This is a genomic window from Nostoc sp. NMS9 (genome assembly GCF_017114995.1).
GTDB lineage: Bacteria > Cyanobacteriota > Cyanobacteriia > Cyanobacteriales > Nostocaceae > Nostoc.
Window position 1 is genome coordinate 23,572 of the sequence record NZ_JABXKL010000108.1, and the last position, 26,264, is coordinate 49,835.

The following is a 26,264-nucleotide window of genomic DNA, read 5'->3' on the forward strand; positions in this document are numbered from 1 at the left end:
ACAGTAATGCATTTATGCTTTCAAGAAAAGGCGAATATAAATCCTGGGAAATAACAGAAGCAGTTTTACCTGTAGCGTCCAGCCAAGAAGCCGAGGACACATTAACAGAAGCAAATGTAGCGACGCTGACAAAATTTTACGGTCGTTATCAAGATTTTATGGAAATGGCTGCCCCAGTAGAGAAGGTTGCTGAGTATCTCAATGCTCACGCCTCATGGTTTTCGCGCTGTGCTGAACCCATGAAGGTACAATCACTTGGGGAAAATGGCTATGCTTTAACAATTGGTCGTTTTGGTTCTTTCGGTTATGAAGTAGAACCGAAAATAGGTTTGGAATTGTTGCCCCCAGAGGAGGGTATTTACCGCATCCGTACAATCCCCATTCCTGACTACCAACCGCCTGGTTATGACGTAGACTATCACGCATCTCTACAGTTAAAAGAAACTGATGTTTCCACTAGCATTGGTAAGGTTACAAGAGTTGAATGGGAATTGGATTTGATAGTTTATCTTCACTTTCCCAGGTTTATTCAGCGATTACCCCAGTCTATAATTCAAGCTACAGGCGATCGCTTACTTAATCAAATTGTCCGCCAAGTCTCCCGCCGCTTAACTCGCAAAGTTCAGGAAGATTTTCATAAATCTTTGGAAATCCCTTTTCCTGGGAATTCCAAACAAAAGCGCTGAGTCAACAATCCTTTGTCATTTGTCATTAGTAGATGAGAAATGACAAAGGAGAAATGACAAAGGACTATGCTTTAGTGAGAATTCTTTGGACAATTTGCACCCCAGTCACAGCCTGCCAAGCAAAAAGTCCCAAAAGCGTGAAATTTATTAAAATGTGAGTTGCACGCGCCCAATTTGCCCCTTTCTGCATATAAGGGGACAAAGCAGCAGAAAATGCTATTAGACTTGTCATGCCCAGTCCTGCCAGCAGGTGAGGCCCGACAAATAACTTTTGGTTATTAATGTAAGTGACAGCCATCCCACCGATCGCACCTGCTACCATCAAAGCTAGGAGTATAGAACCGATTTGGTAGTGTCTGACGTTATATCTACCTTTAATCAATTCTTTTTTTTCTTCCCCCTGAGCATTTCTGGTACGCTGCAATTTCAGTCCTAAATAGGCAGCATAAATTGAGAGTACTAATAGCGCCCACATGAGCACCGGATGGAAGAAGTTTAGCCAATATTTCACCGACGTAGAAAGTTCCAGACTCATCGTGTTCTCGCCTAATGATTAAATCTTCATAAAAATTAGCATAACTCTATTTTCTGTGTTTAAATTTGCACAAATTAAAAGAGACTCCCGCGACTATTTTTCTTTACCCTCTTGCCAAAGTGGATAAACAATCTCAGACTAAATTTTGAGGGTAGACGAACAAAACCCCCTGTGTGGGATCTCATTCATGACTGAAAACAACGATACTTTGCTGCTAAAAGCTGCTAAAAGTGGCGATATCAAGGGTCTGTGTGCGCTATTGGCTGCTGGTGCGAGGGTGGACGCGTGCGATCGCCAAGGCACTACGGCGTTAATGTTTGCTGCCAATTTAGGCTACACCGAAATTGTGCGATCGCTGCTGGATGCTGGGGCAAATATCAACTTGCCCAGAAAACTCTATGGTTTGACGGCTTTGATGTTGGCGGCTAGTGCCAAACAGCTTGATATTGTGCAAATTTTACTATCTAGAGGTGCAGATGTTAATGCCACTAATGAAGATGGCAGTACAGCTTTAATGGCAGCAGTACTCAAAGGTCATATTGATGTAGTGCGAGTTTTATTGGCTGCTGGTGCCCAAGTTAATATCGCTGATAAAGATGATGATACGGCGTTGAAACTCGCCGTTAAGCAGGGAAAAATAGAAATTATAGAAGCAATTCTCCAAACTGATGTCGATGTCAATATCCACGATGAGGAGGGTGAGACACTCTTAATGCTAGCGGCAGACTTGGGACATCTGGAGATTGTAGAAGCACTGCTAGCAGCAGGGGCTGATGTGAATGTGAAAAACGCTGATGGTGGAACTGCCCTATCGGCAGCAGCAGCGGCTGGACACAGTGCGATCGCAGCAGCTTTACTAGATCGATATGCCCAGATTAATCTCCAAGATAAAGATGGTGAAACTGCCTTACACCTTGCCGTTGTGGAAGGCTACATTGATGTCGTGCAAATATTACTTAACAGGGGTGCAGATGTCCAAATTAGCAACCACCTGGGCGATACACCACTGCTTGTAGCAGCATTGCAGGGACATAGCCACATTGTCGAGGCACTGCTACGTTCTGGCGGAGATATAAATGGGAAAAATCTTGGTGAAGTACCTTTAACGTTGGCTGCATCACAAGGACACACGCAAACGGTGCAAGTGTTGTTAGACTATGGTGCTGATGTCAACATTCCAGGGGATGATGGCAAAACTGCTTTGATCAAGGCAACCGAACGCAAACACAAAGAGATCGTACATTTGCTGCTGGCAAAGGGGGCAGATGTGAATTTTCAAGACTCAGCGAGGGCCACATCATTGATGTGGGCTGCTTCAGCAGGTTATGGCGAAATTGTGCAGTTATTACTCCAAGCTGGGGCAGATGTGAATTTGAAAAACCGGGGCGGTTATACTGCTTTGATGATTGCAGAATTTAATGGTTATAAGAATGTGGTGCGGAGTTTGCAAAAAGCTGGGGCGCAAGAATAGCAATCTAATTTCTTCATCTAAAATATTTTCAGAAATATCTTGACAAATTATTAAATGAAGGTTAGCAGCTTAAATACCAAGGAAGTTTAAAAAAACCAAATCTAGGCGAAGAAACAAAGAAAGCAAAACTCCGTCGTAGCTGTTGTGAACTTGCTACGGCGGAGAAAGAAAAAATTAAAACGCCAAAAGGGAGCAGACCAAATGCTTGCGTCACAAGGATAGAAAGAAAGCAAAAATGAAGAAGTAAATTTACCTTTTACTTTTTACCTTGTACATTTTACCTGCTCTCCCCCTTGGCGTTTCCTACTGTGCTAGATGTGCAAAATATATAGTTTTTAATTGAACAGAAAAGTATTCTAACGATCATTTTTTATATTTTTATCCTAAAGGCTAAATACAAACAGTCACCAAAAAAGGTTGATGTGCAAACGTTTGAGAGATCCTACGGAAACTCAAAGAAAAATAAATAAAAAATTAAATTTAGTGGAATCACTGTGGTGAATCCTCTGTCACCATGAACTCAAGCATTGACTCATGACTTGATCGAGTATAAATAGCCAATGATTATAAGATTTGCAGAACAACTAGTGTCATATCATCAGTGTTTTGTTTATCAGCACCGATGAATTGCTGAACTTGATCAAATAGGTAATCCACAATCTCCTCTGGCCCATTGCAGTATTTACAAGCAGTATTGAAGCCAGCAACAAAATTGTCTTCATCGAAGCGATCGCCACCAGCAGCAGCGGCATCAGTTAAGCCATCTGTATAGTAAATAATTGTATCTCCAGGCTCTAGCTGTGCCTGGGCATCTTCATATTGGCTGTTAGCATCCAAACCGATTAACATTCCCAAAGTATCTAAACGGGTGACAGTTTTTGTCGTTGCGTGCCACCACAAAGGAGGATTGTGTGCCGCATTGCTATAAGACAGAATTCGGCTGTGGGGATTATATTCTGAGTAAAATAGTGTTACAAAGCGATGGGAATTTTCCAAATCCGCATACATAACTCTATTTAAGTTTTGTAGAATTCTGGCGGGGGAATTACCATGTAGCACTTCTCCTCGTAGCATTCCCCGCATCATCGTCATAATCAGCCCAGCAGGGACACCTTTGCCCATGACATCTCCAATAACCAAACCCCAGCGACTAGTTTCGGTGCCACCTTTGATCTTGGGCTGAATCTTATTATGATTGGTAGCAATAAAGTCGTAGTAGTCTCCGCCGACGCGATTGGCAGGTTTACAGCGTGCCGCTAGGACTGCACCAGGAATTGTAGGGCATTGACGTGGTAGAAGTCGCCGTTGAATTTCTGCGCCAATTTCTAGTTCTTGGTCTAGGCGTTCTTTTTTTCTTAGTTCTACAGCTAGTTCATCGTTTTCGATCGCTACTGCTGTTTGGTCTGCCACTAACCTAACTAACTTTTGCCTGGTTTCTGTCCAACTATATTCTGGATCGCGGCTCAAGACGTAGAGCCATCCCCGTTCTGTATGCTTTACCAGAATCGCTGTACCAAAAATTTGCACATCTGGCCCCAAATAGCGATGCATCTGGTCATCCAAAATCCCCGTGGCTTTCGCTAGGGGAGCAGTATTGGGCAAAAGCGTGATTTGACTACTGGCTATTTCTAGCGCTTTGCGGATATTCTTGCGCTGGCCACTATCTTGCCAATGTAACTGTTCTAACCTGACTTGACCATTAGGTTTGTAGAGAAACAGGGCGCTACCGTCTGCATCTGTTACTCTTGTTGCCATCAGCGGAATCAGTTCCAAAAACTGATTCAAATTATTGAAACTTCTCAGGGCAAATCCTAAAGAACTTAGCAAATCTTGAATTTTGTTCTGTTCCCGGTGCAACCTTGCCACGAGTTCTTTAAGTGCCACGACTGGTGTGACATCCGTGGTGGCACTACTATTATTATCAGTGGGTTGAGAGGGCAGTTGAGACACAGGCACAGGTATTATTGCACTTTATATTGGCAGATTTTAGATTACTTATAAATCTTTTGGCTTTGCATTGCTAAACCATATTTAGACAAGACTTGCCATTTTAGCAAGAGTATAAAGACGTAACAGGCAAATTTTATAAGTATTTTATTTGCTTATTGTATTTCTGATGGAATATTAGTAATTTCAAATCATGTATTTTTAGTCCAAATTCTACCCGTAAAAATTACTAATTTTGCTGATCTATCAGAAAGCTTTTCATTTTTTCATAACTTAAGTACCAAAGCATATCTCTAAAGTTATAAAAATACTTTATTCAAAGAATAATTTATAACGCTTTCAGAGAGACTGTTTGGGCAGAAGCAACTAGGAGACTAGAAGTCTTTTGAGTGAAAACCTCTATAAGCACTCAAATCGAGCTTGATTTGCTAAAAAACAGACTTACACTCGTTCCCAAACCTGAGAATATGTAAATAAGTTTTCAAATACTTAATTTGTATACCATAATTGCTGGAATAATTGCCAAGATTGAGCTTTTCCATTTTTAATTTCTCGTTCTGTGAATTTTGAGTTGCTGAATACGCAAAATTTAAACCCATCAAAACGGGATAAAAGTGAAGCGACTCTATCTTCTTAGTCAGATGTAACAGAGTTAAACCATTAGCCTGTAATTTATTCTAGGGGTGAGTCATTTGGTAAGTGTAAGATATGAATAGAAGAGATGACACTAAAAATAGAAGAAATATCTTCCAGAAACTTTAAGTCAAAAGCCAGAAAGAGTATTTTCATTTAACCATCAGAATTCAAACCTATCGAGAGACGTTGCACGAACAAGTCGCCATAGGCAACACCAGGCACCTATGGAGGGGGAAAACCTCCCGCAGCCCTGAAATGAACCGCGCTGGTTCTCCAACGCACTGCTCACCACTGAGACTGCTGTCCATCCCACAATATAATAGTTGTATTTGTGGGGGTGAGGTCTCGATTCACTTTTTAATTGCTGCAAGATGAAAGTCTAGGGGATTTTGTATGTCGCAGTAAATACCGTACTACTACATTTAAAAAGCCCCTTTAAGACTTCAAAAAGGGCATTAGCTAGAAATTTTAGCAAAAGTCACCTATTTATTGTGACAAATTCATAATTTTAGGACTTGAGCTGTTTCTAGTTAGTTCAAGTGATAATAACAGATCAGTCATCCCTAAATTTATCAGTTTTAGGACTTACGAAAAAATAGCTAAAAAGCTTAATTTATCGAATCTCCTTCTCTGTCAGAGGCTGACGCCAACGCGCAGTGTCTCCCAGAGAAGAATCATACAGTATTGCGTAAGTCCTAAGTTTGTTAAGAAAAATTTTTAACTCGAAATTTTTCAACTAACCACTCAAGAGAGCTTCGACAAACTCATAGCTCGAAAAGGGGCGTAGGTCTTCAATTCCTTCGCCAGCACCAATAAAGCGAATGGGTAAACCTAGCTGCTGCACAACGGCAAGAGCAACGCCGCCTTTGGCAGTGCCATCTAGCTTGGTTAAGACAACACCACTGAGTTGGGCAGCTTGGGAAAAAACTTCGGCTTGCCGCAGTCCATTTTGGCCTAAAGTGGCATCTAGAACCAATAGTGATTCTACCTTGGCATTTGGGGCTTTTTTATCGATAATTCGCCGGATTTTACCGAGTTCGTCCATTAAATTTTTCTTGTTTTGCAGTCGCCCAGCTGTATCTACGAGAAGCAATTCGGTTTGACGCGCTTGGGCGGCTGCGATCGCATCAAATACAACTGCTGCCGGATCTGTATTCTTTCCCGGATTGGCAATTACATCCACGCCACTTCTACTACCCCAAACCTTCACCTGTTCCACGGCGGCGGCGCGAAATGTGTCTGCTGCCCCAATCAGGCATTTATAGCCAGATTTTTGTCCCAGATGGGCAATTTTACCAATAGTGGTGGTTTTACCGGCACCATTCACCCCAGTAATTAACCAAATATTCAAGGTTTCTTTTTCTGGGGTAAAGGTAGTTTTGTGGGAGTTTTTGCTCGGTGCATCCAGCATATCCCGAAGGATTTTTTTCAGGAAAGCGATCGCTTCTTCAGGTGCGGTAACTTCTTCTCGAAGTTTTGTCTGGAGAGCATTGATAATAAAGTCTGTCGCCTCTACACCCACATCTGCTTGCAAAAGCAATGCCTCAATTTCCGTGACAGCAGCTTGGTTTAGCGGCCCTTGACCAACAATCGCCTTCAGTTGATTGAGAATACTACGGCGAGTTTTGTCTAATCCTTGCCGGAGCTTTTTCAGCCAGGTAATTTCTTCAATAGAAACGTCTTCTGCACTTCTACCTTGAGCTGCTAGAACTTTCGCCGACCAGACAAACCCATCATCAAATAGCAGTCCGGGAATTTCCTCTCCTGTTTCTGAGGTTGTCGCTACTGGCTGTACTACCTCCGGTTCTGGAACTTCAATGGCGGTGGCTATTAGTTGTTCTAGCTTGGCTTGCCGTTCTGCCGCCGCCCGTTCTAAAAAGGATAAGTTAGCAGGTGCTGTTGGCTGTGTTGCCTCTGGCGTAGCTAGTGGTTCGGTGGGTGTTGCTTCAACCTCACTTGCCGTGAGTTCTGATCTGGAAACATCTGGCTGTTCAGCAATTGCTGCCACTGAGGAATCTTCTGTAACTTCTTCCTCACTAGCAGCTTGGACAACTTCTGGCTGTGTAGTTTCTACGGTTGTATTAGCAGGTTCCTCAGTTGCTTCTGCTTCGGTGATTTCTGCAATGACCGTTTTTGCGGTTTCAGGTTGTATTGATGGTGCTAAGGTATCTGCTGAATCAGGTGGGGTTTCTACTACCTCAACTTGCTGTTTTTGCTGAATATTTTTGTAGGCTGCTTTCGCAAATGCCAATAAGTCTGCCGTTGTGTCTGGTGCAGTTTCAGCAGTTGGTGTTGAGGTTTCGGCTGGCTCTGGTTGGGGTTCTTTTGCAGGAGGAGTTTCTTCCTGTTTCTTATCAGAGGGAGTGTTAGAGGAATCGTTATGTTGACGACGGAACCAATTAAAAACCATTGCAGCAGTATTAGTTATATGAGTTATAAGTTATAAGTTATGAGTTTAATTTAACTTTGTACTTTTTCTTGGGGTGAAAACTTCCGGGTTATCCTCACCTTTCAACGCCAGTTTAAAGAAAATCGATACAACAAAAGGTTTCCTCTGTTCGCGCAGCATCTCCCTTTGGAAGAGGTTCCGCTTGGAGGAAGCCGCAGAAGCGGCTACAGACTTTTTTCCACGGCAGTATAGAAATTATGAATTCCGCAGCAGTACTACGCAGTTTTTTTCTGCTCAGTGACTCGGCGCAAAACACCATTAATAAACCGATGACCATCGTCTCCACTGTAACGTTTGGCTAGCTCTACAGCTTCGTTGATGGCGATACTGTCTGGAACTCCTAAAAACTTCATTTCTGCCACGGCAATTTGCAAGATATCGCGGTCAATTTGGGCGAGGCGAGTTACTTGCCAATCTACTAAGGCAGCAGAAATGAGTTCATCTATAATGTGTCGATTTTCGTTGACGGTAATCACAAGCTCTTTCGCGTAATTCCGAACTCCCTTATCCTGATTAGCTAACTGAATCAATACTGGGAAATCAACTGCTGTACCCAACTGATTGATTGCTGTCTGGGTGCAGGCGATCGCTTCTTGAAGCATTGTTCTGGCAGTATTGAGGTCGGAGGCCCGAGTTTGGCTACTTAAGAGGCGATCGTTACTGCGTTGTAGTTCACCTGCGGCATTATCGAGGGTATCTTGTACTTCTGAGGTTAAAGTCCGTACTGCACCTAGTACCAACTTGGATACTAGTTGATCGTCTTCCAATTTATCTAATTTCTTTGGGTTGACTGGCAATTGGCTAAGGCTTAAAAGCGCTAATTCACGAGCAATTTGCTGGGGTTTACGAGGTTGCATAAAACTGAGGGGTGATTGTGCGAGAACTGAATTAACTAGGCAAGACAAACTTACAATTATATCAATTTTGGCACAGTTAAACAACAACATTACGCATTTGCTTGTGACTATGCCAGATTGATTCCAGAGAGGCAGAGGGCAGGAGGCAGGAGAAATACACTCCTATATCTCTTGCCGCAACCAGAGCTTTTCTTGGAGTTTAAGTCAAGCTCGACAAAATCTCCGAGTTGGGGCTTGGAATTAGATGGGGTGTGAGCCGCTATTCTTTATTCCAACCTCCTGCCTCATTCCTCTTTCCTTCTTCACGTTTCTTCAACGGGAATAACCTGCTGCTTGATCTCTTCGTGTTTCACTTCCAATGTGGACTCTTTAGAGAAAACCAAAGGCGTATTGGGGGCAACAATGCCACCTGATACAACTATTTTAAAGGCGTCTTCAATCGACATGGAGAGGTTCACCACCTCGTCTTCAGGAACGACTGCGTACCATCCGGTAGTCGGATTTGGGGTGGTGGGGATAAAGACACTTAGCACGGGGCGAGACATTTGGGCTTGGATATCACTGCTGATTGCACCCGTAACAAAAGCGATCGCCCAAATTCCTCGGCGAGGATACTCTACCAAAATTACCCGGCGAAACTTGCCATTAGAATCTTTCAGTATTGTTTCTAAAAGCTGTTTGAGAGTTTTGTATACCTGTCCTGCTAAAGGAATTGCCTGTAATAATCGCTCACCAAAATCTAACAACCACCGCCCAGCTATGTTCCGAGCCATCAATCCCATCAGTAATATACTTAGTAGGGGTACAGCCAATCCTACTAATAAATTAAGTATATTTACTAAGTCCGGGTTTAACCCATCAAAAGGATTCAATTGTTTGGGAATTTGGGTGAGGAAGTTGATTACCCAAGTCGCAATGGTAATTGTCAGCCAGATAGTGGTTGCTAGGGGAATTATTACCAACAAACCAGCAATCAGGTCGTTTTTTAAGTCCTGTTTTAGGCGATCGATTACCAAGCCCCGATTCTCCTGTTTTAAGCTAGAGGAACTTTTGTTATTCGTATCCATACCAGCAGATTCGTCAAATTCCGAAGCCTTTAACTTTGGCAGATTCTGCCGCAAGTAACTGTCTAAAATGCTAGCAAGTTGCCTGCTGCTGGAAATCAGCTATTTTCCTATAAGCATACACATAGACATTAACCAATCCGATGGCGACTGGTTATTCTTAGAGGATGTTACTTTTCTTTATAAAACTTGTAAATAATTGTTGCAAGTTCTTGGCTATTATTAATCTAGCGCGCTGAATCAAAAGCTGCTCATGATTGTGAAAGTACTACAGGGTAAACTAATAAATTATTTTATCTGGTCAATCACTCACTTTTGAGCAAGGGTGGCTTTTATGAAAATGTTCTGTTAAAAATATTAATTGTTAGGGATTTTCAAGAAAGAAATTATCCATCTTGTGGGGTGAGTATTCTGCCTGCCCTGAATATAGAAGAGATGGGGACACCCGTTCTGCTAGAAAATTTGGGATGTTTTTTATTAGTCTTGAATTATGAAAAACAAGATCCCTGACAACTTTTATGAAGTCAGGGATCTGTGTAGCACATCTGTGCGCCCTATGATTTTGCGATCGCTAATTTTATTGGGAATCCTTCTAATCTCCAGCCCTCTTCACGCTGCATCAACCTGTGTAGTTTCAGAATCCGCGCACTGCAACTGTTGCGTACTCTCTTGTACCAAAATTGCTGTTGCATCTAAATTAGGTTTTGGTAGATACTTCATTTCCCACACTTTGAGCAAAATCAGGTATTCGTAGAATGCCTGTAATGTACACCAAGCGACCCCGGCGCGTCCATCTAAACATCCGCCTAAGATAAAATACATATATACAAACCGTAGCAACGGTCTGGCGGGCAAACGTAAAGACAAATCTTTCAAGGCACGCCGTCTTTCGACTTCCGATTTACCAAAGAATAAATCTTGCCAGTTAACCTTCCCCTGTTCTAGCTGATACAATGTTTCTTGAGCTTCATCTGTAGAATAACGGTTGTGTTTGTCAATCCAGCGGCTCAAACCTTTGCTACAAGTGTAGTGTGGGTATGTTTCTTTTAAAAAGCTAGTTGCACCCTCACAAACTTCTCGCTCAGTATGACCGTAGTCTGTAAACCACACTTTCCCGTGGCGAAAGAGTCGCATTTGGTAACGGGGATACTGTGTGCTGTAGCGAATCCAGCGATTCATGAACATGACGCGTTCAGCCACGTAGTAACCGATGTAGTCTGGGTTCTGACTTGCCTTTTCGCATTCTGCAAACAGTTCTGGTGTCATGCGCTCGTCAGCTTCGAGAATGTAAACCCATTGATGCTTCGGGGGTATAGACTCTAACATCCAGGTGCGTTGGCGTCCGTGGCTTTCAAAAGCGTGCTGGACGATGCGGATGGGATAGCGACTGGCGATTTCCACAGTGCGATCACTACTGCATGAATCCACAACAATGATGTCATCCGATAGCATCGCCGATTCGATACAAGCAGCAATATCTAGTTCTTCGTTATATGTCAGTATGTAAATTGAGAACATTACCCAAGTTTTATAGCGATTTTACTGAGTGATAATTGCCTTTCTATTGTTATTAGCTATTAGGCGCATGGCAGTATCAGCCGTCAATAATTTTTGGATACATCCTACTGCCATGCCAATAGTGGATTAGCGTGCGGCAGTTCTAGGTTTACCACCTTGTACAGCACCCCTACCTCTTAAGCCTGTCCAGCCGATGATAATGTAACCAATGGACAATAGCAAACTGCTAATACCAATCCGCAGTCCAGACTTCCAAGCAGTATCTTTAGCTTGTTGCAGTGCGTCGTCTCGGCGCTGGCGAAGTTGGCTCACTTGTTGAGTTTGCAGCGTTTTAATATCTGTTTGTTGTTCGATAGCTTTGTCAAGTACTTGGGGATTTGTTTTAGCCTTCTTGAGTAACTCTTTTATATTTGCGGGAATTTGAGGGCTTTCAATTGCTTGTTTATATTTTTGGTCATCTTTGAGGATTTCACTAAACTGAGCTTTGGTTTGGTTTCGCAGCTGGTCTAGTTGCGCTTTTCCTTGATCAGTATTCAGTTGTGCTTGCAATTGCGATAACCGAGTGTTCAGTTGATTTTCTGCTTGGTCTGCTTCTTGGGTGATTCGGTTGAGTGTTTGAGTCTTCGCTTGATTGACGTTATTTAGGTGCAGGGGAAAAATCAGCAAGAACATCAACCCTAAAATACTGGAGATAATCGCGGCAGGAAATCTTAAATCAATACCTTGGGGGCGATCGCTTGCTGGATCGGCATTCTCAATCCAATAAGCAGCAAATAGAAGCCCCAAACCAACCAGAGGAACAATTCCTCGATCGACGAGCGCTGTTCCCAAATTGATTTGCCATACCCGATCGGTGGGTTGAAAGGGTAATAACAGAATCAAAAAGTCAACGAAAAAGGACAAAATGCAGATTATTCCAACTACCTTAAGTGTGAGAGCAGTACTCACGGAAGTAAAACGGTTAACCATAGTTTTTCAAACTGGTGGTGAATACGAGTGATTTTCATATTTCAAGCTACTTGAATATTGTGCCCATGACTATGACTATTGTGTAAAAACACAAAGCAGATTCAATATTGGTAAAGGCTATCTGCCTCTTGGTTTTCAACTAGGCCACAGTAACATTTGTTATCTCCAGTGTCTTCAGGAAATTCCTGGTATTTTAAGATACGAAGTTGATGGGAGGCTAGAGGAAGAGACTCATTAATTACCCAATCTCCCTGATTGCAGTTTTCAATCGGTCGTAATATAGACCTTTTATAGGGGATTACAGATGTGCATCGGTGTCAACTTGAATCGAAACCTTTGCAAAGAGGCTGTATCGACTTATCGTCCGATTTGAGTAAGGAAGCAATTATTACTGAGAGCAGATGCTACTAGAAGTAATTGAATTTATACTTGTTCAAGATTTTTGCGAATATCTCGCTTGCTATACTTACAGTAGTTTTCTTTTGCATAAAGTACAAAGCTACGGGTTTTGAGGCAGGAGGTAGAAACTCTTTATATCTGATGCGTGAGTCCTGCATTTTGTACCTCAGTTACTTGCAAACTCCTGTATTTATACTCTTTTTTGCTAATTCTTAAAAAAATGAGCAAATCGGAAATAATAACTAACAATCAGGTGTGAACTTTACTGGAATCAGTTCGTCGGTGATTTTTGTTAGCAAAAAGAGTGAATTTAAAGGAGTCAGACTCTGAAAGGCTTTGAATTCAAAGGTGTTGAAAAACTGATTGGCCCAATAGCGGCGCTTCTCGGCTTTGTGTATTTGTTGCAATGGTATATTGGAGACTTGCGATCGCCTTCCGATCCCATCTTTGAAAATAAACAGCCGCCTTTGGTGATGAAAGAGGGCGACCCTTATATCCGCGCTTTAATGCGAACCATCTCGGCAAGTGAAGCTAGTGGAAACCGTCCCTATTCCCTGTTATACGGTGGACAGCAAGTCAACGATCTCAGCCGACATCCTGAGATATGCGTCACAATTGTCACAGGTCCCAACACAGGTAATTGTTCTACCGCTGCTGGCAGATATCAAATTATCAACATTACTTGGTATCGTTTAGCCCCTCGTTATCACCCAAAGCCGACGCAGATGATGTTTTGGACTGCTTATAGTTTTGAAGCAGAATATCAAGATGTAGTAGTTTACCGTTGGTTAAATGATTCTAAAGCTTGGGGAACTGATATTTCTCAACAGTTGCGTCAGGGAAAGTTAAATGATGTTTTGCGGCGACTCTCTCCCACTTGGACAAGTTTGGGATATGGCATAGAGACTAATTCTGTTAGTAACTCTTTACCTAAGGTTTACCAGAAAATGTTGCAAGAGGAATTAACCACAGTGAAGCAACCAACAACAGTAAACTTAACCCCAACTCCCCAGATTAAGCCATCAGATAAGCAGCTAAAGAAGCAGTAAACTTATTTTACTAATTATTAAAAAACTCTCTAATATTTTGTACAAATTCTACAGTGTTTTCAAAGTGAATATTATGTGCAGTATTATTAATTACTTTTAGTTGTGCAATTTTACATATATTAGCTATTTCTGTATTTATATCTTTAAACTTTTCATCCTTTTCACCAGCTAGTAAAAGTAAAGGCGTTGTATTCTCTTTGAGTTTTTCCCATAAAGATGGTTGATTACCAGTACCCATAAATTTGAGTGATTTTGTTAATTCAATTAGATGATTCTGCAAACGATTTTCTAGCAACCTTTCAAATTCTGGATGCTTTTTGATAGAACCAAAAATGGGCTGACTATACCAATTTGACAGAAAAGCAATAAAATCAGTTTGAATAATAGTTCTGCTTAATTTTTTAGCTATCTGAGCATCACGTCTAAGTCGTTCTAATCGCTCTGCTTCTGTTGCTAAACCTGGGGAAGCTGATTCTAATACAACTTTAATAAAACGTTCTGGGAAATGTAGAGTTAGGTATAAAGCCAATCTTCCACCCATTGAATAACCAATTAAGTAACATTTATCTATTTTTAATTCATCTAATAAATTAATTATTGCTTGAGCAGTGGGTTCTATTTTATAGTATTCATCGCTTCCTAAAACTTGGGTTTTACCATGTCCTGGTAAATCAAGGGTGAGATAAGAAAAATCTTCACTTAGTAATTTTATGGCTTCATCAAATTCATTAATATTTCCCATGAACCCGTGTAAGAAAAGAATTATATATTTGTTTATATTGATATTTAAATAATAGTTAAAATTATATTCTTTTAAAGTCATTTTTAGAGGAGATAGATAAAATTTGATTGAGCGCTTTTTCTTTCTTCGTATTGATAATTACGCGTAGCTTGCCGCCGTAGGCATTGCCTTTTTGCTCCTTGGTAAGATAGGTAATGCCAAAACTCTCCTTCCTAATACACGTGTTGTGTTAATTTTGGCATAAATAACCCTCTGCTTGAGTCAATACACTAAATGTCGCATCTCTACAAAATGTCTTGTCGTGCGAGTTAATTTTTTATTTTTAAGGTAAAAATCGATCTAAAGCAGCTTTTAACTGTTTAATTTCAACGTCAATATTACCTTCTTGTGCGGCTCTACCAATACACTCAGTTAAATGTTCATCCAAAACAATTCGCGCGACTCGATCCAATGCGCCCCGCACTGCGGCAATTTGCAGTAGAACATCAGGACAAGGGGTGCTTTGCTGCACCATTGCCTTGATACCACGAACATGTCCTTCTATACGCGATAATCGATTGACAATTCGCCGTAAAGACTCTTCGCTATGGATATGAGGATGAGCCGGCTCTCTAGTCCCATGAGGATGATCTTTATGCTCGTGGTCTGTATCGTGATAGTGGGAATGTTCTACTTGCTGGGATGTTGGCAAGTATTCCTTACCTAATCGGTTTGATCCATTCATGGGCTATCAAAAGGTTTGTATTACTAAGATCCTAGTCTAGTACTCGACCAACCCAAAATTTCTGGGTGAAGGTGGGCCCCATTCACCCTAAGTTTACTACTGACGCTTGGCTCTTTCTTGGGGAATAATCTCCGTTACTACCCTACCGCTAGAACTGCCACCTTTGACAAGAATATTTTCTGTTTGCAGATTACCAACTGCTGTTTCACCCACAAAATTTAATGGTGGGTCAATTTGTCGATAAACAACATTTCCCTGAGCTTCAACTAACTTATTGTCTAAATACCAAGTTAGTGTATTGGATCTCAGAGACTGGCGACGCTGACCAACGGCGTTGACATTACCTTTTAAATAAACCGTTTTTTGTGGTATTTTCATTTCACCTTGATTGGCTGTCACTGTGACATTTTCAGCACGCTGGAACATTCGTGTGGGCGAGTTTGTGGTGACAGTTTCTGCGTTCATGTTCCAGGTCATAGAGTTACTAGCTATTTGCAGTGGCGGGTCTAGTAATTCTAGTTGAGCATTCTTTTGGACAGTGGCAATTTTTGTTTTTAAGTTGACTTCGGCATAATTTCCCTTACCGCGATCGCTAATTTTATTATCTTTGTAGCGGTCAATTTCTAGGGGGCGATCGCCAATCAGTTTTTCTTCTTTAATATTCCAGATTAAATGTTCAGTTCTCACTTGCATCTGGGGATCAATAGAATTTGCTACTACTCCTCCAGAAAATTCCATCCGCTGTTCGCGGGTTTTAACTCGCACTTCCTGCGCTACTGCTTGTAGTTTTTTATGGGTGCCGTTAATCTTGTTACGAACAATCAACAAATCTTCTTTGGGACGCCATTCTAATTCATTACCTTCCAACACAATCCCATTATTAGGATCTGTGGCAAATATTTTACCTTTAAGAAACAACTGCTTTCCATCTTGTTCAATGTCTGCTACATCTGCCTTAATTTGGTAAACAATTTTGCCATCTTGATATAGTTCACCATAAGGACTTTCAGCCTGACCAATTTGTTTTTCTTTGGTGTATTTTGCGGTTTTAGCCCTGACTTTCCAAATTGGTCTTCCCACTTCATCTGCTTGTTCTAGGGTGACATCAAAGAAAGTCAAATTGCTATCTGGATTAGATGAAGCCGCAGTATTTTGTTGGGAAGCTGGCGGGGATTTGCCCCCACAGGCGACTAAACCAAATATTAATAAAAGTAAAACAAGAAAGGAGGGAGTGGAGGAGAAATTTTGAATTTTTCTCTTTCCCCATCTCCCTCTTTTATGAAATTGATGCGTCATTATTCTTGAATTTCTAGGTGTCCATCACTAGTTCTGGGGTCTTCCAAAAAACCGATCCCAGATAACGGCCGGTATGGATAGCTTTGGCGAGGGGTTTTTTGAATATCTTCTTTGATGGCTTCTAAATCAATGTAGCGATCGCTTACATTAATTAAGCTGTCGCTGGTCATCGAACGCAAGCTCACAACTTCTACCCGCACGCCACGATAGCTGACTGAATTTACTGCATAAGCTAAATCCCCATCACCGCTGACTAAAACTGCGGTATCATAAGAATCTACTAGTGCCATCATGTCTACTGCTATTTCTACATCCAGATTAGCTTTTTTAGAGCCATCTGGTAGCTGGACTAAATCCTTAGCAATGACTCGATAGCCATTGCGACGCATCCACAGCAGAAACCCTTGTTGCTTCTCGTTTGTCCGGTCTACACCAGTGTAGAAAAAAGAGCGCAGTAATCTAGAACCACCTGTTAATCGACATAATAGCTTCGTGTAATCTATTTCAATACCTAGTTGCAGTGCAGCGTAAAATAAATTTGAGCCATCAATAAATATGGCAACTCTACCCCGATTCTCCAAAACCTGTTCTGGCGTAAAGATTGAATCATTTTCCAAATTATTCAACATCGTTGTGATACCTCAGTTTTTATCCCTGTTATTTTTGATACAAATTACCAACTTTTAGATGCTAGTCACAGCGGCTTATGATAATGTTCCGCGGCTAATTTAAATTGAGCCACGATAAATTTTGTGAGAAAATAAAAAAATTGAACAAAATCAGAGTTTGATAAGGACTAATCGTTTTTCGGGGGTTCTATTCGCTTAAAAATCGGTTGGGGTGTACCCAACTCTTGTTTGCTCGATAGTAGCCCCCATTTAGCATGGATGGCAAAAGGAGCGGTAACTGAACTTTGTTTTTGATCGTTAAAATTTATTCTGAAGCCTAGCTGCTGATAAATATCGCTACTAATGTTCGGAATAATTGGGGATAGCAGATAAGCTGCTAGTCTAACTGATTCTAAAACTGCGTAGAGAACCTTTTCCACCGACTCCTGCTGTCCCTGTTTATATAATGACCAAGGAGCTTGTTCATCAATAAATTTATTACTGGCTTGCGCCAGTGAAAGGATAGCCTCACAAGCTTGACTGAAAGCTAGCTCCTGGTATGCTTGTTTCACCTGTTCCCCTAGACGTAAACCAATGGCTTTCAAAGGATTTTCGTCAGGAATCGCTTCATTGCCGATTGATGGTACTTTATTCTCAGCACAGTATTTTTTCACCATGCTCAAAGTGCGATTGAGCAAATTACCTAAATCATTTGCCAAATCTGCATTCAGAACATTAATGAACCTAACTTCATTAAAATCTCCATCCTTGCCAAATTCGATTTCCTTAAGGAAGTAATAACGAACGGCATCACTACCATAGCTCTTAACTAATGCCACAGGATCAAGGGTGTTACCCAGACTTTTGCCCATCTTTAGACCATCTTTGGTCAAAAAGCCATGCCCAAAGACTCTCTCTGGTAAGGGTAAGCCAGCCGATAACAGCATTGCTGGCCAGTAAACTGCATGGAAGCGCAGAATATCTTTACCAATTAGGTGCAAGTCGATCGGCCACCATGTTTCTAAAGCATTTGCTAAAGTCGGTTCTGCATCTGTTTCTAGTAATGCTGTGACATACCCTAGCAGCGCATCAAACCAGACATAAAGGGTGTGCTTAGGATCAACTGGTACAGGAAAACCCCAATCTAAATTTACTCGTGAAATGGAAAAGTCTTGCAGTCCTTGATTGACAAAGCTGAGGACTTCATTACGCCGACTTTCTGGTTGAATAAAATCCGGTTTAGATTGATAAAATTCTGTCAGCTTAGTTTGATATTTGGATAAGCGGAAAAAATAGTTTTGTTCGTCTCGCCACTCCACTTCTTTGTTAGTATGAATTGGGCAACGGTGTCCTTCTAGCAGATCCCGTTCTTCTTTGAATTCTTCGCAGGATACGCAGTACCAGCCTTGTTGTTGTCCCTGGTAAATATCACCAGATTCCCAGACTCGCTCAAAGAATTCTTTAACGATCGCTTCATGACGAGGTGCAGTAGTCCGACTAAAGCGATCGTATTGAATGTCTAATAATTGCCATAAACTCACGAAACTAGGGACAATTTCATCACAAAATTCTTGTGGCGCTTTCCCTAAACTTTCTGCCGATCGCTGAATTTTTTGCCCATGTTCATCTGTACCTGTAATTAGTAATACTTGATGTCCCAGTAGCCTCTGGAATCGCGCCACTACATCGGCTGCGATCGTCGTGTAAGCACTGCCTATATGAGGGACATCGTTTACATAATATAGGGGTGTGGTCAGCGCAAATGTCAATTCTTTTTTATTCACTAGATTCATACAAAATAAAAATTAACTTATTAAAACGTTTTATATCTTACCTCTTATCGGCAAAACCAGGTAATTATACAATATTTTTACCATTTTTTCCAATAACATCTTCATACTAGCAAATTTATCAAGTCCAAAATTGTTTTGTAATATGTATCAATTAAACTCATTTTTACCTAAAAATGGAAATTAACTAATCATAATTTTTTTGAATAGTTTCTATTAGATATTCTTGTGATCAAGAATACATAATCAAGAATACAGAAAATCTAGTACAGCATGGCGTAAATAAACATACCATTTCAAATGGCGCAAGAAGCTCGGAATATAATTATGCGTGACTTTTGAATGCGTGACTTTTGACTTCCGCCTTGCGGTACTAGTTGCTTTTGTAGATTAGATATTTCTATCTTAAGACGGTCATGGCAATAGTAAAGAAATGTAAAAATGAAATTAAGACAAATTGCCATATTTACCGGAAAATATATTGATTAGGTATGAGTGGAAATAGCCCCCTAGAGATTTCTCGCGCTTTGGTGGCGGCATTCTCAACGCAAATGTTCCGCTATTACGAAGACCGCATTCCCCAGGATGCGAGCGTCTTGGTAGTCAGCAATCATCGCAGCTTTATGGATGCACTGATTTTAATGGCGGCGTTATCGAGTCCGATTCGCTTTGCTTGCCATCACTACATGGGACAAGTTCCAGTCATGCGAGAGATTGTCACCGGTCAATTGGGGTGTTTTCCCTTGGAAGAAACTCAAAACCGCCTGCAAAGCTTTTTTTCGCAGTCACAGGTGCTATTGCAGTCTAAGCAGATGGTGGGAGTATTTCCAGAAGGGACTGCACCAATGGTGAAATTTACTCAGCCAAACCAGGTGGGTGAGTTTCAGCGGGGATTTGCCCATTTGGCATTACGAGCGAATGTGCAAGATTTAGCTATTTTGCCGATTGCGATCGCATCCTTAGAAGAAGTAAACACTAATGGCTTCCCATTAAGACTTTTGAGTGTATTCGACCCTTCAGAACCTTTATTTAATCAAAATGGTTGGCATCCCTTGGTAATTTATCGTCGAGTTGCGGTATTAATCGGTCGTCCTTATTGGATTACGCCCCAACATCATAAAAAATATCATGGCAAACAAGCCAGAACTGTTGTGGCTGAACTGACAGAACACTGTCACGGCGAAATTAGCAGTTTACTGCGTCAAGGTTGCTATTAGAATCAAAAGCACCGAAGCTTTTATAAGCAACAATCAGCAGTTCAAAAGTTTTATATCAATGACCAATGACTATTACAGAAGTTGAGCTAAACCCTTGTTTTCTGACTCCTAAACGAGTACAGCCAGAGTATCCGTTGCTGGTATATTTGCCAGGAATGGATGGAACTGGTCAACTATTGCGATCGCAAACCGCTGGGCTAGAAACTGGCTTTGATGTCCGTTGTTTGGCGCTCCCCCGGAAAGACCTAAACACTTGGGATGTCCTAACTAAGAGTGTATTGGACTTGATCGACGCTGAATTAGAAAAAAGCTCTCAGAGGCCAGTTTACTTGTGTGGTGAGTCCTTTGGTGGTTGCTTGGCAATGAAAGTGGCAATCCAAGCACCCGATTTATTTAGGCGAATTATCCTAATTAACCCAGCTTCAGCCTTTCAGCTTCGCCCTTGGTTAAGTTGGGCATCCCAGCTAACTTACTTAGTACCATCAGGATTGTATGATATTGGCGCACTGGGGTTGTTACCATTTTTAGCATCTTTGTCACGCATTTCTCCAAGCGATCGCCACGATCTGCTAAAAACTATGCGTTCTGTCCCGGAAGAAACCGTTCTTTGGCGGTTGTCTTTACTGCGAGAGTTTCATGTTGATGAGGAACAGTTAAGGCGTTTAACTCAACCAGTTTTGTTGATTGCTGGTGCTAGCGATCGCCTTTTGCCTTCTGTAACTGAAGTGAACCGGATAGGGAACATCTTACCAAATAAAAAGATTGTAGTGTTGCCCAATTGTGGACACGCTTGCTTGCTAGAGCAAGATATTAATCTCTATGAAATTCTTAAGGATAACGACTTTTTAGAAAGTTAAGCTGATATGGGTACGGGGCTAGAGGCGAGAGGATAGGGTAATTAACTTACTATATATCCACCATCTAACTCAGACTATAAGTCACTGGCACTATAAACTTACAGGATAGTTTGAAGTAAGCAATGGCAGACAAACTCCAACCAGAAATAGAGGTGAGAGATGAGTGCTATTCAGCTTCTTTGAGCCACTCTTCATAACCACAAACAAGCAAACGCTGTTTCACCTTGTCAATAGTTTCAGCCTTTGGCACATCAGTTGTTACTACACGATACACATCATTGAGAACAACCGCATAATGTCTTCCTGTATAGTGAACTACAATTTCTGCTAAGTTTCGATCTGACATTTCATCATAAAGCAATGCCAACAGTGGTAAATAGTCTTGTGTTTCTATTCCATTGGGAAAAGCACACTGAATCAGCTTATAGGTACTTAAAAGATAAGGTGCAATAGTAATTTGCATAATTAGTTTCCTCTTAAAGGGCGAGGCAGATGGATACACACATTAAACTTTACACCCTGAGAAAGTGCTGCTCTGACCGCTTTAACATCTGCTGTCATTGTCACAATTCCTAACTGATCCCCTGTTCCTAGAATAATGATATCATTTGTCCCCAAACTCCTAGTTGGCTGTAAGTTTAGGGCTACAGTTGAGGGATTGTCAGGTATGATGTTTAATCTTTGCAGTAATCTACTTAATCTCGCCTGTTCTGATACTCCGCCTGACCATTGAATAATATCAGTAACTTCTTTCAACGCTGTTTGAGTAATTACCATTTGTTGCCCTTGTATATACTGTCGTAATTCATAACGCACAGGTGAGCCTTCAGAAATAAACGCAAACACAGTGCCTGTATCTAGATTGACCATTTCAACGCCATACTCAACGCGATTATTTTATGGGAGTTAGGTCACTTTCGGTAAAAGCGTCACAGGAATTGTTGATCTATAACTTGTACTTATTGAGAGATGTCAAAGCCCCTCAAACTTCGCTACAACCAAAAAAGAGAGGCTTTACAAGATGGTGTCAAGCAATGGCAGACAAACCCAAAGAAATAGAAGTGAATAAATTAGTTAATTTACCCAGAGAAACTTCAGAAGTAAAAATCCAGACTCAATCATCAGTAGAAAATGAACCGTCTATAGTAGAGTCTTTGATTAAAACTGTTGCTGAGACTGGCCAAGCAGTTTTAGACACAGCAATAGGGGTGGGAGAAGCAACAGCGAAAGAAACACACAAGTTCATTGAGCAAACAACTCAAACCAGCGGTCAGGTTGTAAATCGCCTCAGCGAAAATTGGCTAATTAGAAAACTGTCTGGAGTATTAAATCTCAATTGGCTGATTAGCGATACTAACCTTGTTGATTTGGAACGAGCAGAAGCGGCAGTAAACAAACTCAAGAAACAGTATCCAAATGAATCACCCAGCCAGATTGCTCACCGAATCATGGTGGAAAAAGCCACTCAAGCAGCCACAGTTGGACTAGCCACTAGTTTTTTGCCAGGAATAGCAGTGGCATTGTTGGCAATTGATTTAACAGCCACAACAAAATTGCAATCAGAAATGCTTTATCAAATTGCATCTGTCTACGGGCTAGATTTAAAAGATCCAGCCCGTAAAGGTGAAATTTTAGCAATTTTTGGGTTGGCTTTGGGTGGAGGTCGTTTGTTGAAAGCTGCGGGGTTAGGCTTGTTGCGAAATGTGCCCTTAGCGGGTGCAGTGATTGGAGCTAGTTCAAATGCAACGATGATCTATTCATTGGGGTATGCTGCTTGTCGATTTTACGAAACCAAGCTGGATGAATCAACTTCCTTGGCATCGCCACAGACATTGGCAACATTAAAAGCCGAAAGTGAAAAGTATCTAGAAAGTGCGATCGCTCAACAAGCTCTCATGGATCAAATCTTAGTTCACATGATCCTAGCTAGTCATCCAGAAAAGACTTGGCAAGAAATTTTACCAGAATTAAAAGCTTTAAACCTCAGTCCTACTTCGTTGGATGCCATTGCCCAAAATATCAAATCGCCCAAGCCTTTAGATGTATTGCTCAATCAACTGAATCGTGATTTTGCCATACCCTTGTTGGCTCAATGTTACAAAATTGCCCAGCTTGATAATCAGATTACAGCAGTTGAGCAAAAAATAATAAAAGCGATCGCCAGCAAATTTGACATTGACACAAATAAAATTGGAGGATAGGGCATAGGGCTTTGGGCATAGGACAGGAAGTAAAAGAGTAGAGTTCATAGCTTCATTAACGAATATCAAAGACTCATTAACGGAGTTCTGAGGTGGATTGACGAGGATCAAAGACTCGTTAACGGAGTTCATAGCTTCATTAACGAATATCAAAGACTCGTTAACGGAGTTCTGAGGTGGATTAATGAGGATCAAAGACTCATTAACGGAGTTCTGAGGTGGATTGACGAGGATCAAAGACTCGTTAACGAGTGCTATTTATACTAATTCGTTAAGTTATACTTACTGATCCCTGCTCCCTCATGCCCAATGCCCAATTCCCCATGCCCAATCCCCACTCCCCTCACCATGAAACCAGAATTTTGAGCAATACTGGTACAAGAAGGAATATTTACACAAAATCCCAAAATGACAATTCAACCTAGTGATAAGCCTTTGCTAGAGTGGGCAGGCGATAGTTTGGCAATTGGATTATTTGAAGATGCAGTAGAGTTAACCGGAGAACTAGCTACTTTAGATCAAAAGTTTTCTGGGGTCTTAAAAGAACTGATTACTGAAGAAGAATTTAAAGGTAAAGCCAATAGCACTATTTTCACCCGTGTAAATGCTGGTAGCCCAGTGCGGAAATTGATTTTAGTAGGTTTAGGCAAACCAGAAGCGTTAAAACTAGATACTCTGCGCCGTGCTGCTGCGGCTGTAGCCAGGGTAGGAAAAAAGCAAAAAAGCAAAATTCTTGGATTTAGTTTTCCATTGTGGAACAACGATCCAGCCGCGAGTGCTCAAGCGATCGCAGAAGGAGTGGAATTAGCACTTTATCAAGATATTCGTTTTAAATCCGAACCAGAAGATAAAGGTTCACAAATAGAAACCGTAGATTTACTAGGTTTCGGTGGCCAAGAAGCTGCCATTACTCGCGCCAATCAAATCGTTTCCGGGGTAAATTTAGCACGGCAATTGGTAGCAGCACCAGCTAACGCAGTAACACCAATTACTTTAGCGGAAACTGCTCAAGCGATCGCTAAAGATTATGGTTTACAACTGGAAATTCTGGAACGAGAAGACTGTGAAAAGTTGGGCATGGGTGCATTTTTAGGAGTAGCCCAAGCTTCCGATTTGCCACCGAAATTTATTCACCTAACTTATAAGCCAGAAGGTACACCCAAAAAGAAATTAGCAATTATTGGCAAAGGTGTAACCTTCGACTCCGGCGGACTCAACATTAAAGGTGCTGGTAGCGGCATCGAAACCATGAAGATGGATATGGGGGGTGCAGCTGCTACCTTGGGGGCAGCAAAAGCAATTGCTCAAATTAAGCCAGATGTTGAAGTTCACTTTATTTCGGCGGCGGCTGAAAACATGATTAGCGGTCACGCCATGCACCCTGGAGACATTCTCACAGCATCAAATGGTAAAACAATCGAAGTGAACAACACCGACGCAGAAGGACGTTTGACCCTCGCAGATGCCTTAGTGTATGCCGACAAATTGGGCTTAGATGCGATCGTTGATTTAGCCACACTGACTGGTGCCAACGTCATTGCGTTGGGTGACGATATTGCTGGTTTGTACACTCCTGATGATGCTGTAGCCTCCCAGATTGAAAAAGCTGCCCAAACTTCAGGGGAAAAGATTTGGCGGATGCCAATGGAAGAAAAATATTTTGAAGGGTTAAAGTCTGGTATTGCGGACATGAAAAATACAGGGCCGCGTCCAGGTGGTGCAATCACCGCTGCCCTTTTCCTGAAGCAATTCGTCAAACAAACCCCTTGGGCGCACATAGATATTGCTGGTCCAGTGTGGACAGATAAAGAAAATGGCTACAACGGCGCAGGGGCAACTGGTTACGGCGTTCGGACGCTAGTTGATTGGGTTCTGGAGAGTGGGGAGTAGGGAGCAGGGGGAGATGGGGGAGCAAACAAATGATTATTATTCTTCCTCATCCCCCTCATCCTCCTCATCTTCCTCATCCCAATGCCCCATGCCCCATGCCCAATACTTAACAATTCGTGCTATCTTGAGCTTGCCAGCAAAAATTGTTGCAATAGTAACAGAATTAATTTGGCGGTCAGAAAATTAAGCTTTTTCGGCAAAGCCATCTGGTAAAATTTGTAAGGTTTCTAGAAGCTGTGAGCAATGGGATCGACTCGTGTACGGATCGCAATTGACGCAATGGGAGGGGATCATGCACCCGGTGAAATCGTTGCTGGCGCATTGCGAGCAAGAGAAGAATTGGGTGTAGATATATTTTTGGTTGGCGATCCCCAACAAATAGAAGCTGCCTTGCCATCAAAAACAAGTTTAGGGCAGGTAGAGATCGTGAATGCTGAAGAAGCGATCGCTATGGATGAGGAGCCTTTAAATGCAGTTAGACGCAAACGCAGGGCTTCTATCAATGTGGCGATGGATTTAGTCAAGCAACAAAAGGCAGATGCCGTATTTTCTGCGGGTCACTCTGGAGCCGCTATGGCATCAGCTTTGCTCCGTTTAGGAAGATTGCCAGGAATCGATCGCCCAGCGATCGGGACAGTTTTTCCCACAATTATTGCTGGTAAGCCAGTGCTGGTACTTGATGTTGGCGCAAATGTAGATTGTCGCCCCAAGTTTTTAGAGCAGTTTGGCGTTATGGGATCGGCTTACAGTAAGTATGTCTTGGGTACAACTGAACCGAAGGTGGGTTTGCTGAATATCGGTGAAGAAGACTCTAAAGGCAATGATGCAGCCGTCCGCGCCCACCAGCTGCTACGCGAAAATCCCCAAATTAATTTTATTGGCAATGCTGAAGGGCGTGATGTGCTTTCCGGTCGCTTTGATGTGATTGTCTGCGATGGCTTTGTAGGTAATGTATTGTTAAAATTTGCCGAAGCCGTTGGAGAAGTGATTCTGCAAATTCTGCGAGAAGAATTACCCCAAGGATTGCACGGTCAAATCGGTTCAGCACTCTTAAAACCCAACTTGAAGCGGATTAAGCAGCGAATGGATCACGCAGAACATGGTGGTGCTTTACTGCTAGGCGTGGCAGGAGTCTGTTTTATCGGTCACGGTAGCTCGCAAGCACCTTCAATTTTTAATGCAATTCGCATGGCAAAAGAAGCTGTTGACAACCAGGTGATACAACGAATTCAGTCCCAATATATCCTAGAGCGCGAGAGCGGTTAGTCATTGGTCATTGGTCATTAATCATTGGTCATTGGTCATTGGTCATTTGTAAAGGACAACTGACAACTGACAAAGGACAACTGACAAAGGACA

The 26,264-nt window shown here is 41.8% G+C and carries 23 protein-coding genes; 9 read left to right on the forward strand and 14 right to left on the reverse strand.

Going from position 1 to position 26,264, the window contains the following annotated elements; translation table 11 throughout:
• Positions 1-14: 14 nt before the first annotated feature.
• Positions 15-686, forward strand: coding sequence for a DUF1997 domain-containing protein (locus tag HWQ40_RS34810; protein ID WP_292787072.1), 672 nt, complete (start codon positions 15-17; stop codon positions 684-686).
• Between the two features lie 64 nt (positions 687-750).
• On the opposite strand, the gene HWQ40_RS34815 is transcribed toward HWQ40_RS34810, so the two are convergent.
• Positions 751-1,221: a DUF4079 domain-containing protein gene (locus HWQ40_RS34815; protein ID WP_292787075.1), complete on the reverse strand. Its 471-nt coding sequence runs from the start codon at positions 1,219-1,221 to the stop codon at positions 751-753.
• A 187-nt stretch (positions 1,222-1,408) separates the two neighbouring features.
• On the opposite strand from HWQ40_RS34815, the gene HWQ40_RS34820 reads away from it, so the two are divergent.
• On the forward strand, positions 1,409-2,692 hold the full coding sequence (locus HWQ40_RS34820; protein WP_292787078.1) for an ankyrin repeat domain-containing protein: 1,284 nt from the start codon (positions 1,409-1,411) through the stop codon (positions 2,690-2,692).
• Positions 2,693-3,256: 564 nt separating this feature from the next.
• Here HWQ40_RS34820 and HWQ40_RS34825 read toward each other — a convergent pair.
• The 6 genes from HWQ40_RS34825 to HWQ40_RS34850 all read right to left on the reverse strand — a co-directional run bounded on the left by HWQ40_RS34825 (position 3,257) and on the right by HWQ40_RS34850 (position 12,132).
• Positions 3,257-4,648 carry a PP2C family protein-serine/threonine phosphatase gene (locus HWQ40_RS34825; RefSeq protein WP_292787081.1) on the reverse strand — a complete coding sequence of 464 codons (1,392 nt, stop codon included), beginning with the start codon at positions 4,646-4,648 and terminating at the stop codon, positions 3,257-3,259.
• Positions 4,649-6,011: 1,363 nt separating this feature from the next.
• Positions 6,012-7,685, reverse strand: a complete 1,674-nt coding sequence (ftsY, locus tag HWQ40_RS34830) for a signal recognition particle-docking protein FtsY (RefSeq protein ID WP_292787084.1) — start codon at positions 7,683-7,685, stop codon at positions 6,012-6,014.
• 254 nt (positions 7,686-7,939) lie between these two features.
• The gene (gene nusB, locus HWQ40_RS34835; protein WP_292787087.1) at positions 7,940-8,581 is read right to left on the reverse strand and encodes a transcription antitermination factor NusB; all 642 of its coding nucleotides are present in this window, start codon (positions 8,579-8,581) and stop codon (positions 7,940-7,942) included.
• Positions 8,582-8,883: 302 nt separating this feature from the next.
• On the reverse strand, positions 8,884-9,648 hold the full coding sequence (locus HWQ40_RS34840; RefSeq protein ID WP_292787090.1) for a DUF502 domain-containing protein: 765 nt from the start codon (positions 9,646-9,648) through the stop codon (positions 8,884-8,886).
• Positions 9,649-10,254: 606 nt separating this feature from the next.
• Positions 10,255-11,163: a glycosyltransferase family 2 protein gene (locus HWQ40_RS34845; RefSeq protein ID WP_292787093.1), complete on the reverse strand. Its 909-nt coding sequence runs from the start codon at positions 11,161-11,163 to the stop codon at positions 10,255-10,257.
• A 126-nt stretch (positions 11,164-11,289) separates the two neighbouring features.
• Entirely contained in the window at positions 11,290-12,132 is an 843-nt protein-coding gene (locus HWQ40_RS34850; protein ID WP_292787096.1) for an HpsJ family protein, read from the reverse strand.
• 791 nt (positions 12,133-12,923) lie between these two features.
• Here HWQ40_RS34850 and HWQ40_RS34855 point away from each other — a divergent pair.
• Positions 12,924-13,580, forward strand: a complete 657-nt coding sequence (locus HWQ40_RS34855) for a glycoside hydrolase family protein (protein ID WP_292787098.1) — start codon at positions 12,924-12,926, stop codon at positions 13,578-13,580.
• 10 nt (positions 13,581-13,590) lie between these two features.
• Here HWQ40_RS34855 and menH read toward each other — a convergent pair whose 3' ends face one another.
• The 5 genes from menH to metG all read right to left on the reverse strand — a co-directional run bounded on the left by menH (position 13,591) and on the right by metG (position 18,743).
• Positions 13,591-14,403 carry a 2-succinyl-6-hydroxy-2,4-cyclohexadiene-1-carboxylate synthase gene (menH, locus tag HWQ40_RS34860; protein ID WP_292787099.1) on the reverse strand — a complete coding sequence of 271 codons (813 nt, stop codon included), beginning with the start codon at positions 14,401-14,403 and terminating at the stop codon, positions 13,591-13,593.
• 241 nt (positions 14,404-14,644) lie between these two features.
• Positions 14,645-15,046, reverse strand: coding sequence for a metal-sensitive transcriptional regulator (locus tag HWQ40_RS34865; protein ID WP_292787101.1), 402 nt, complete (start codon positions 15,044-15,046; stop codon positions 14,645-14,647).
• Between the two features lie 96 nt (positions 15,047-15,142).
• The gene (lptC, locus tag HWQ40_RS34870; protein WP_292787103.1) at positions 15,143-16,342 is read right to left on the reverse strand and encodes an LPS export ABC transporter periplasmic protein LptC; all 1,200 of its coding nucleotides are present in this window, start codon (positions 16,340-16,342) and stop codon (positions 15,143-15,145) included.
• Positions 16,342-16,971 (reverse strand): NYN domain-containing protein, encoded by a 630-nt coding sequence (locus HWQ40_RS34875; protein WP_094348455.1) that lies wholly within the window; start codon positions 16,969-16,971, stop codon positions 16,342-16,344. Before HWQ40_RS34875 ends, lptC begins: the two co-directional genes overlap by 1 nt.
• Before the next feature lie 167 nt (positions 16,972-17,138).
• Positions 17,139-18,743, reverse strand: coding sequence for a methionine--tRNA ligase (gene metG, locus HWQ40_RS34880; protein WP_292787105.1), 1,605 nt, complete (start codon positions 18,741-18,743; stop codon positions 17,139-17,141).
• 488 nt (positions 18,744-19,231) lie between these two features.
• Between metG and HWQ40_RS34885 the strand changes: the two genes are divergently transcribed.
• Both HWQ40_RS34885 and HWQ40_RS34890 read left to right on the forward strand, forming a co-directional pair.
• Complete coding sequence (locus HWQ40_RS34885) at positions 19,232-19,957, forward strand: 1-acyl-sn-glycerol-3-phosphate acyltransferase (protein ID WP_292787108.1); 726 nt, start codon at positions 19,232-19,234, stop codon at positions 19,955-19,957.
• Positions 19,958-20,022: 65 nt separating this feature from the next.
• Positions 20,023-20,814, forward strand: a complete 792-nt coding sequence (locus HWQ40_RS34890; protein ID WP_292787111.1) for an alpha/beta hydrolase — start codon at positions 20,023-20,025, stop codon at positions 20,812-20,814.
• Between the two features lie 166 nt (positions 20,815-20,980).
• On the opposite strand, the gene HWQ40_RS34895 is transcribed toward HWQ40_RS34890, so the two are convergent.
• Together HWQ40_RS34895 and HWQ40_RS34900 are read right to left on the reverse strand one after the other, a co-directional pair.
• Positions 20,981-21,277, reverse strand: a complete 297-nt coding sequence (locus HWQ40_RS34895; RefSeq protein ID WP_292787114.1) for a DUF3349 domain-containing protein — start codon at positions 21,275-21,277, stop codon at positions 20,981-20,983.
• A 2-nt stretch (positions 21,278-21,279) separates the two neighbouring features.
• On the reverse strand, positions 21,280-21,684 hold the full coding sequence (locus tag HWQ40_RS34900; protein ID WP_292787117.1) for a DUF1308 domain-containing protein: 405 nt from the start codon (positions 21,682-21,684) through the stop codon (positions 21,280-21,282).
• 164 nt (positions 21,685-21,848) lie between these two features.
• Here HWQ40_RS34900 and HWQ40_RS34905 point away from each other — a divergent pair, with 164 nt between their 5' ends.
• The 4 genes from HWQ40_RS34905 (at position 21,849) to plsX (ending at position 26,171) form a co-directional block, all read left to right on the forward strand.
• Positions 21,849-23,015 (forward strand): EcsC family protein, encoded by a 1,167-nt coding sequence (locus tag HWQ40_RS34905; protein WP_292787119.1) that lies wholly within the window; start codon positions 21,849-21,851, stop codon positions 23,013-23,015.
• Between the two features lie 408 nt (positions 23,016-23,423).
• Entirely contained in the window at positions 23,424-24,905 is a 1,482-nt protein-coding gene (locus tag HWQ40_RS34910; RefSeq protein ID WP_292787121.1) for a leucyl aminopeptidase, read from the forward strand.
• A 13-nt stretch (positions 24,906-24,918) separates the two neighbouring features.
• A complete protein-coding gene (locus tag HWQ40_RS34915) occupies positions 24,919-25,092 on the forward strand; it encodes a hypothetical protein (RefSeq protein WP_292787124.1) in 174 nt (57 codons plus the stop codon).
• 56 nt (positions 25,093-25,148) lie between these two features.
• A complete protein-coding gene (gene plsX, locus HWQ40_RS34920) occupies positions 25,149-26,171 on the forward strand; it encodes a phosphate acyltransferase PlsX (RefSeq protein ID WP_292787126.1) in 1,023 nt (340 codons plus the stop codon).
• Positions 26,172-26,264: the final 93 nt, after the last annotated feature.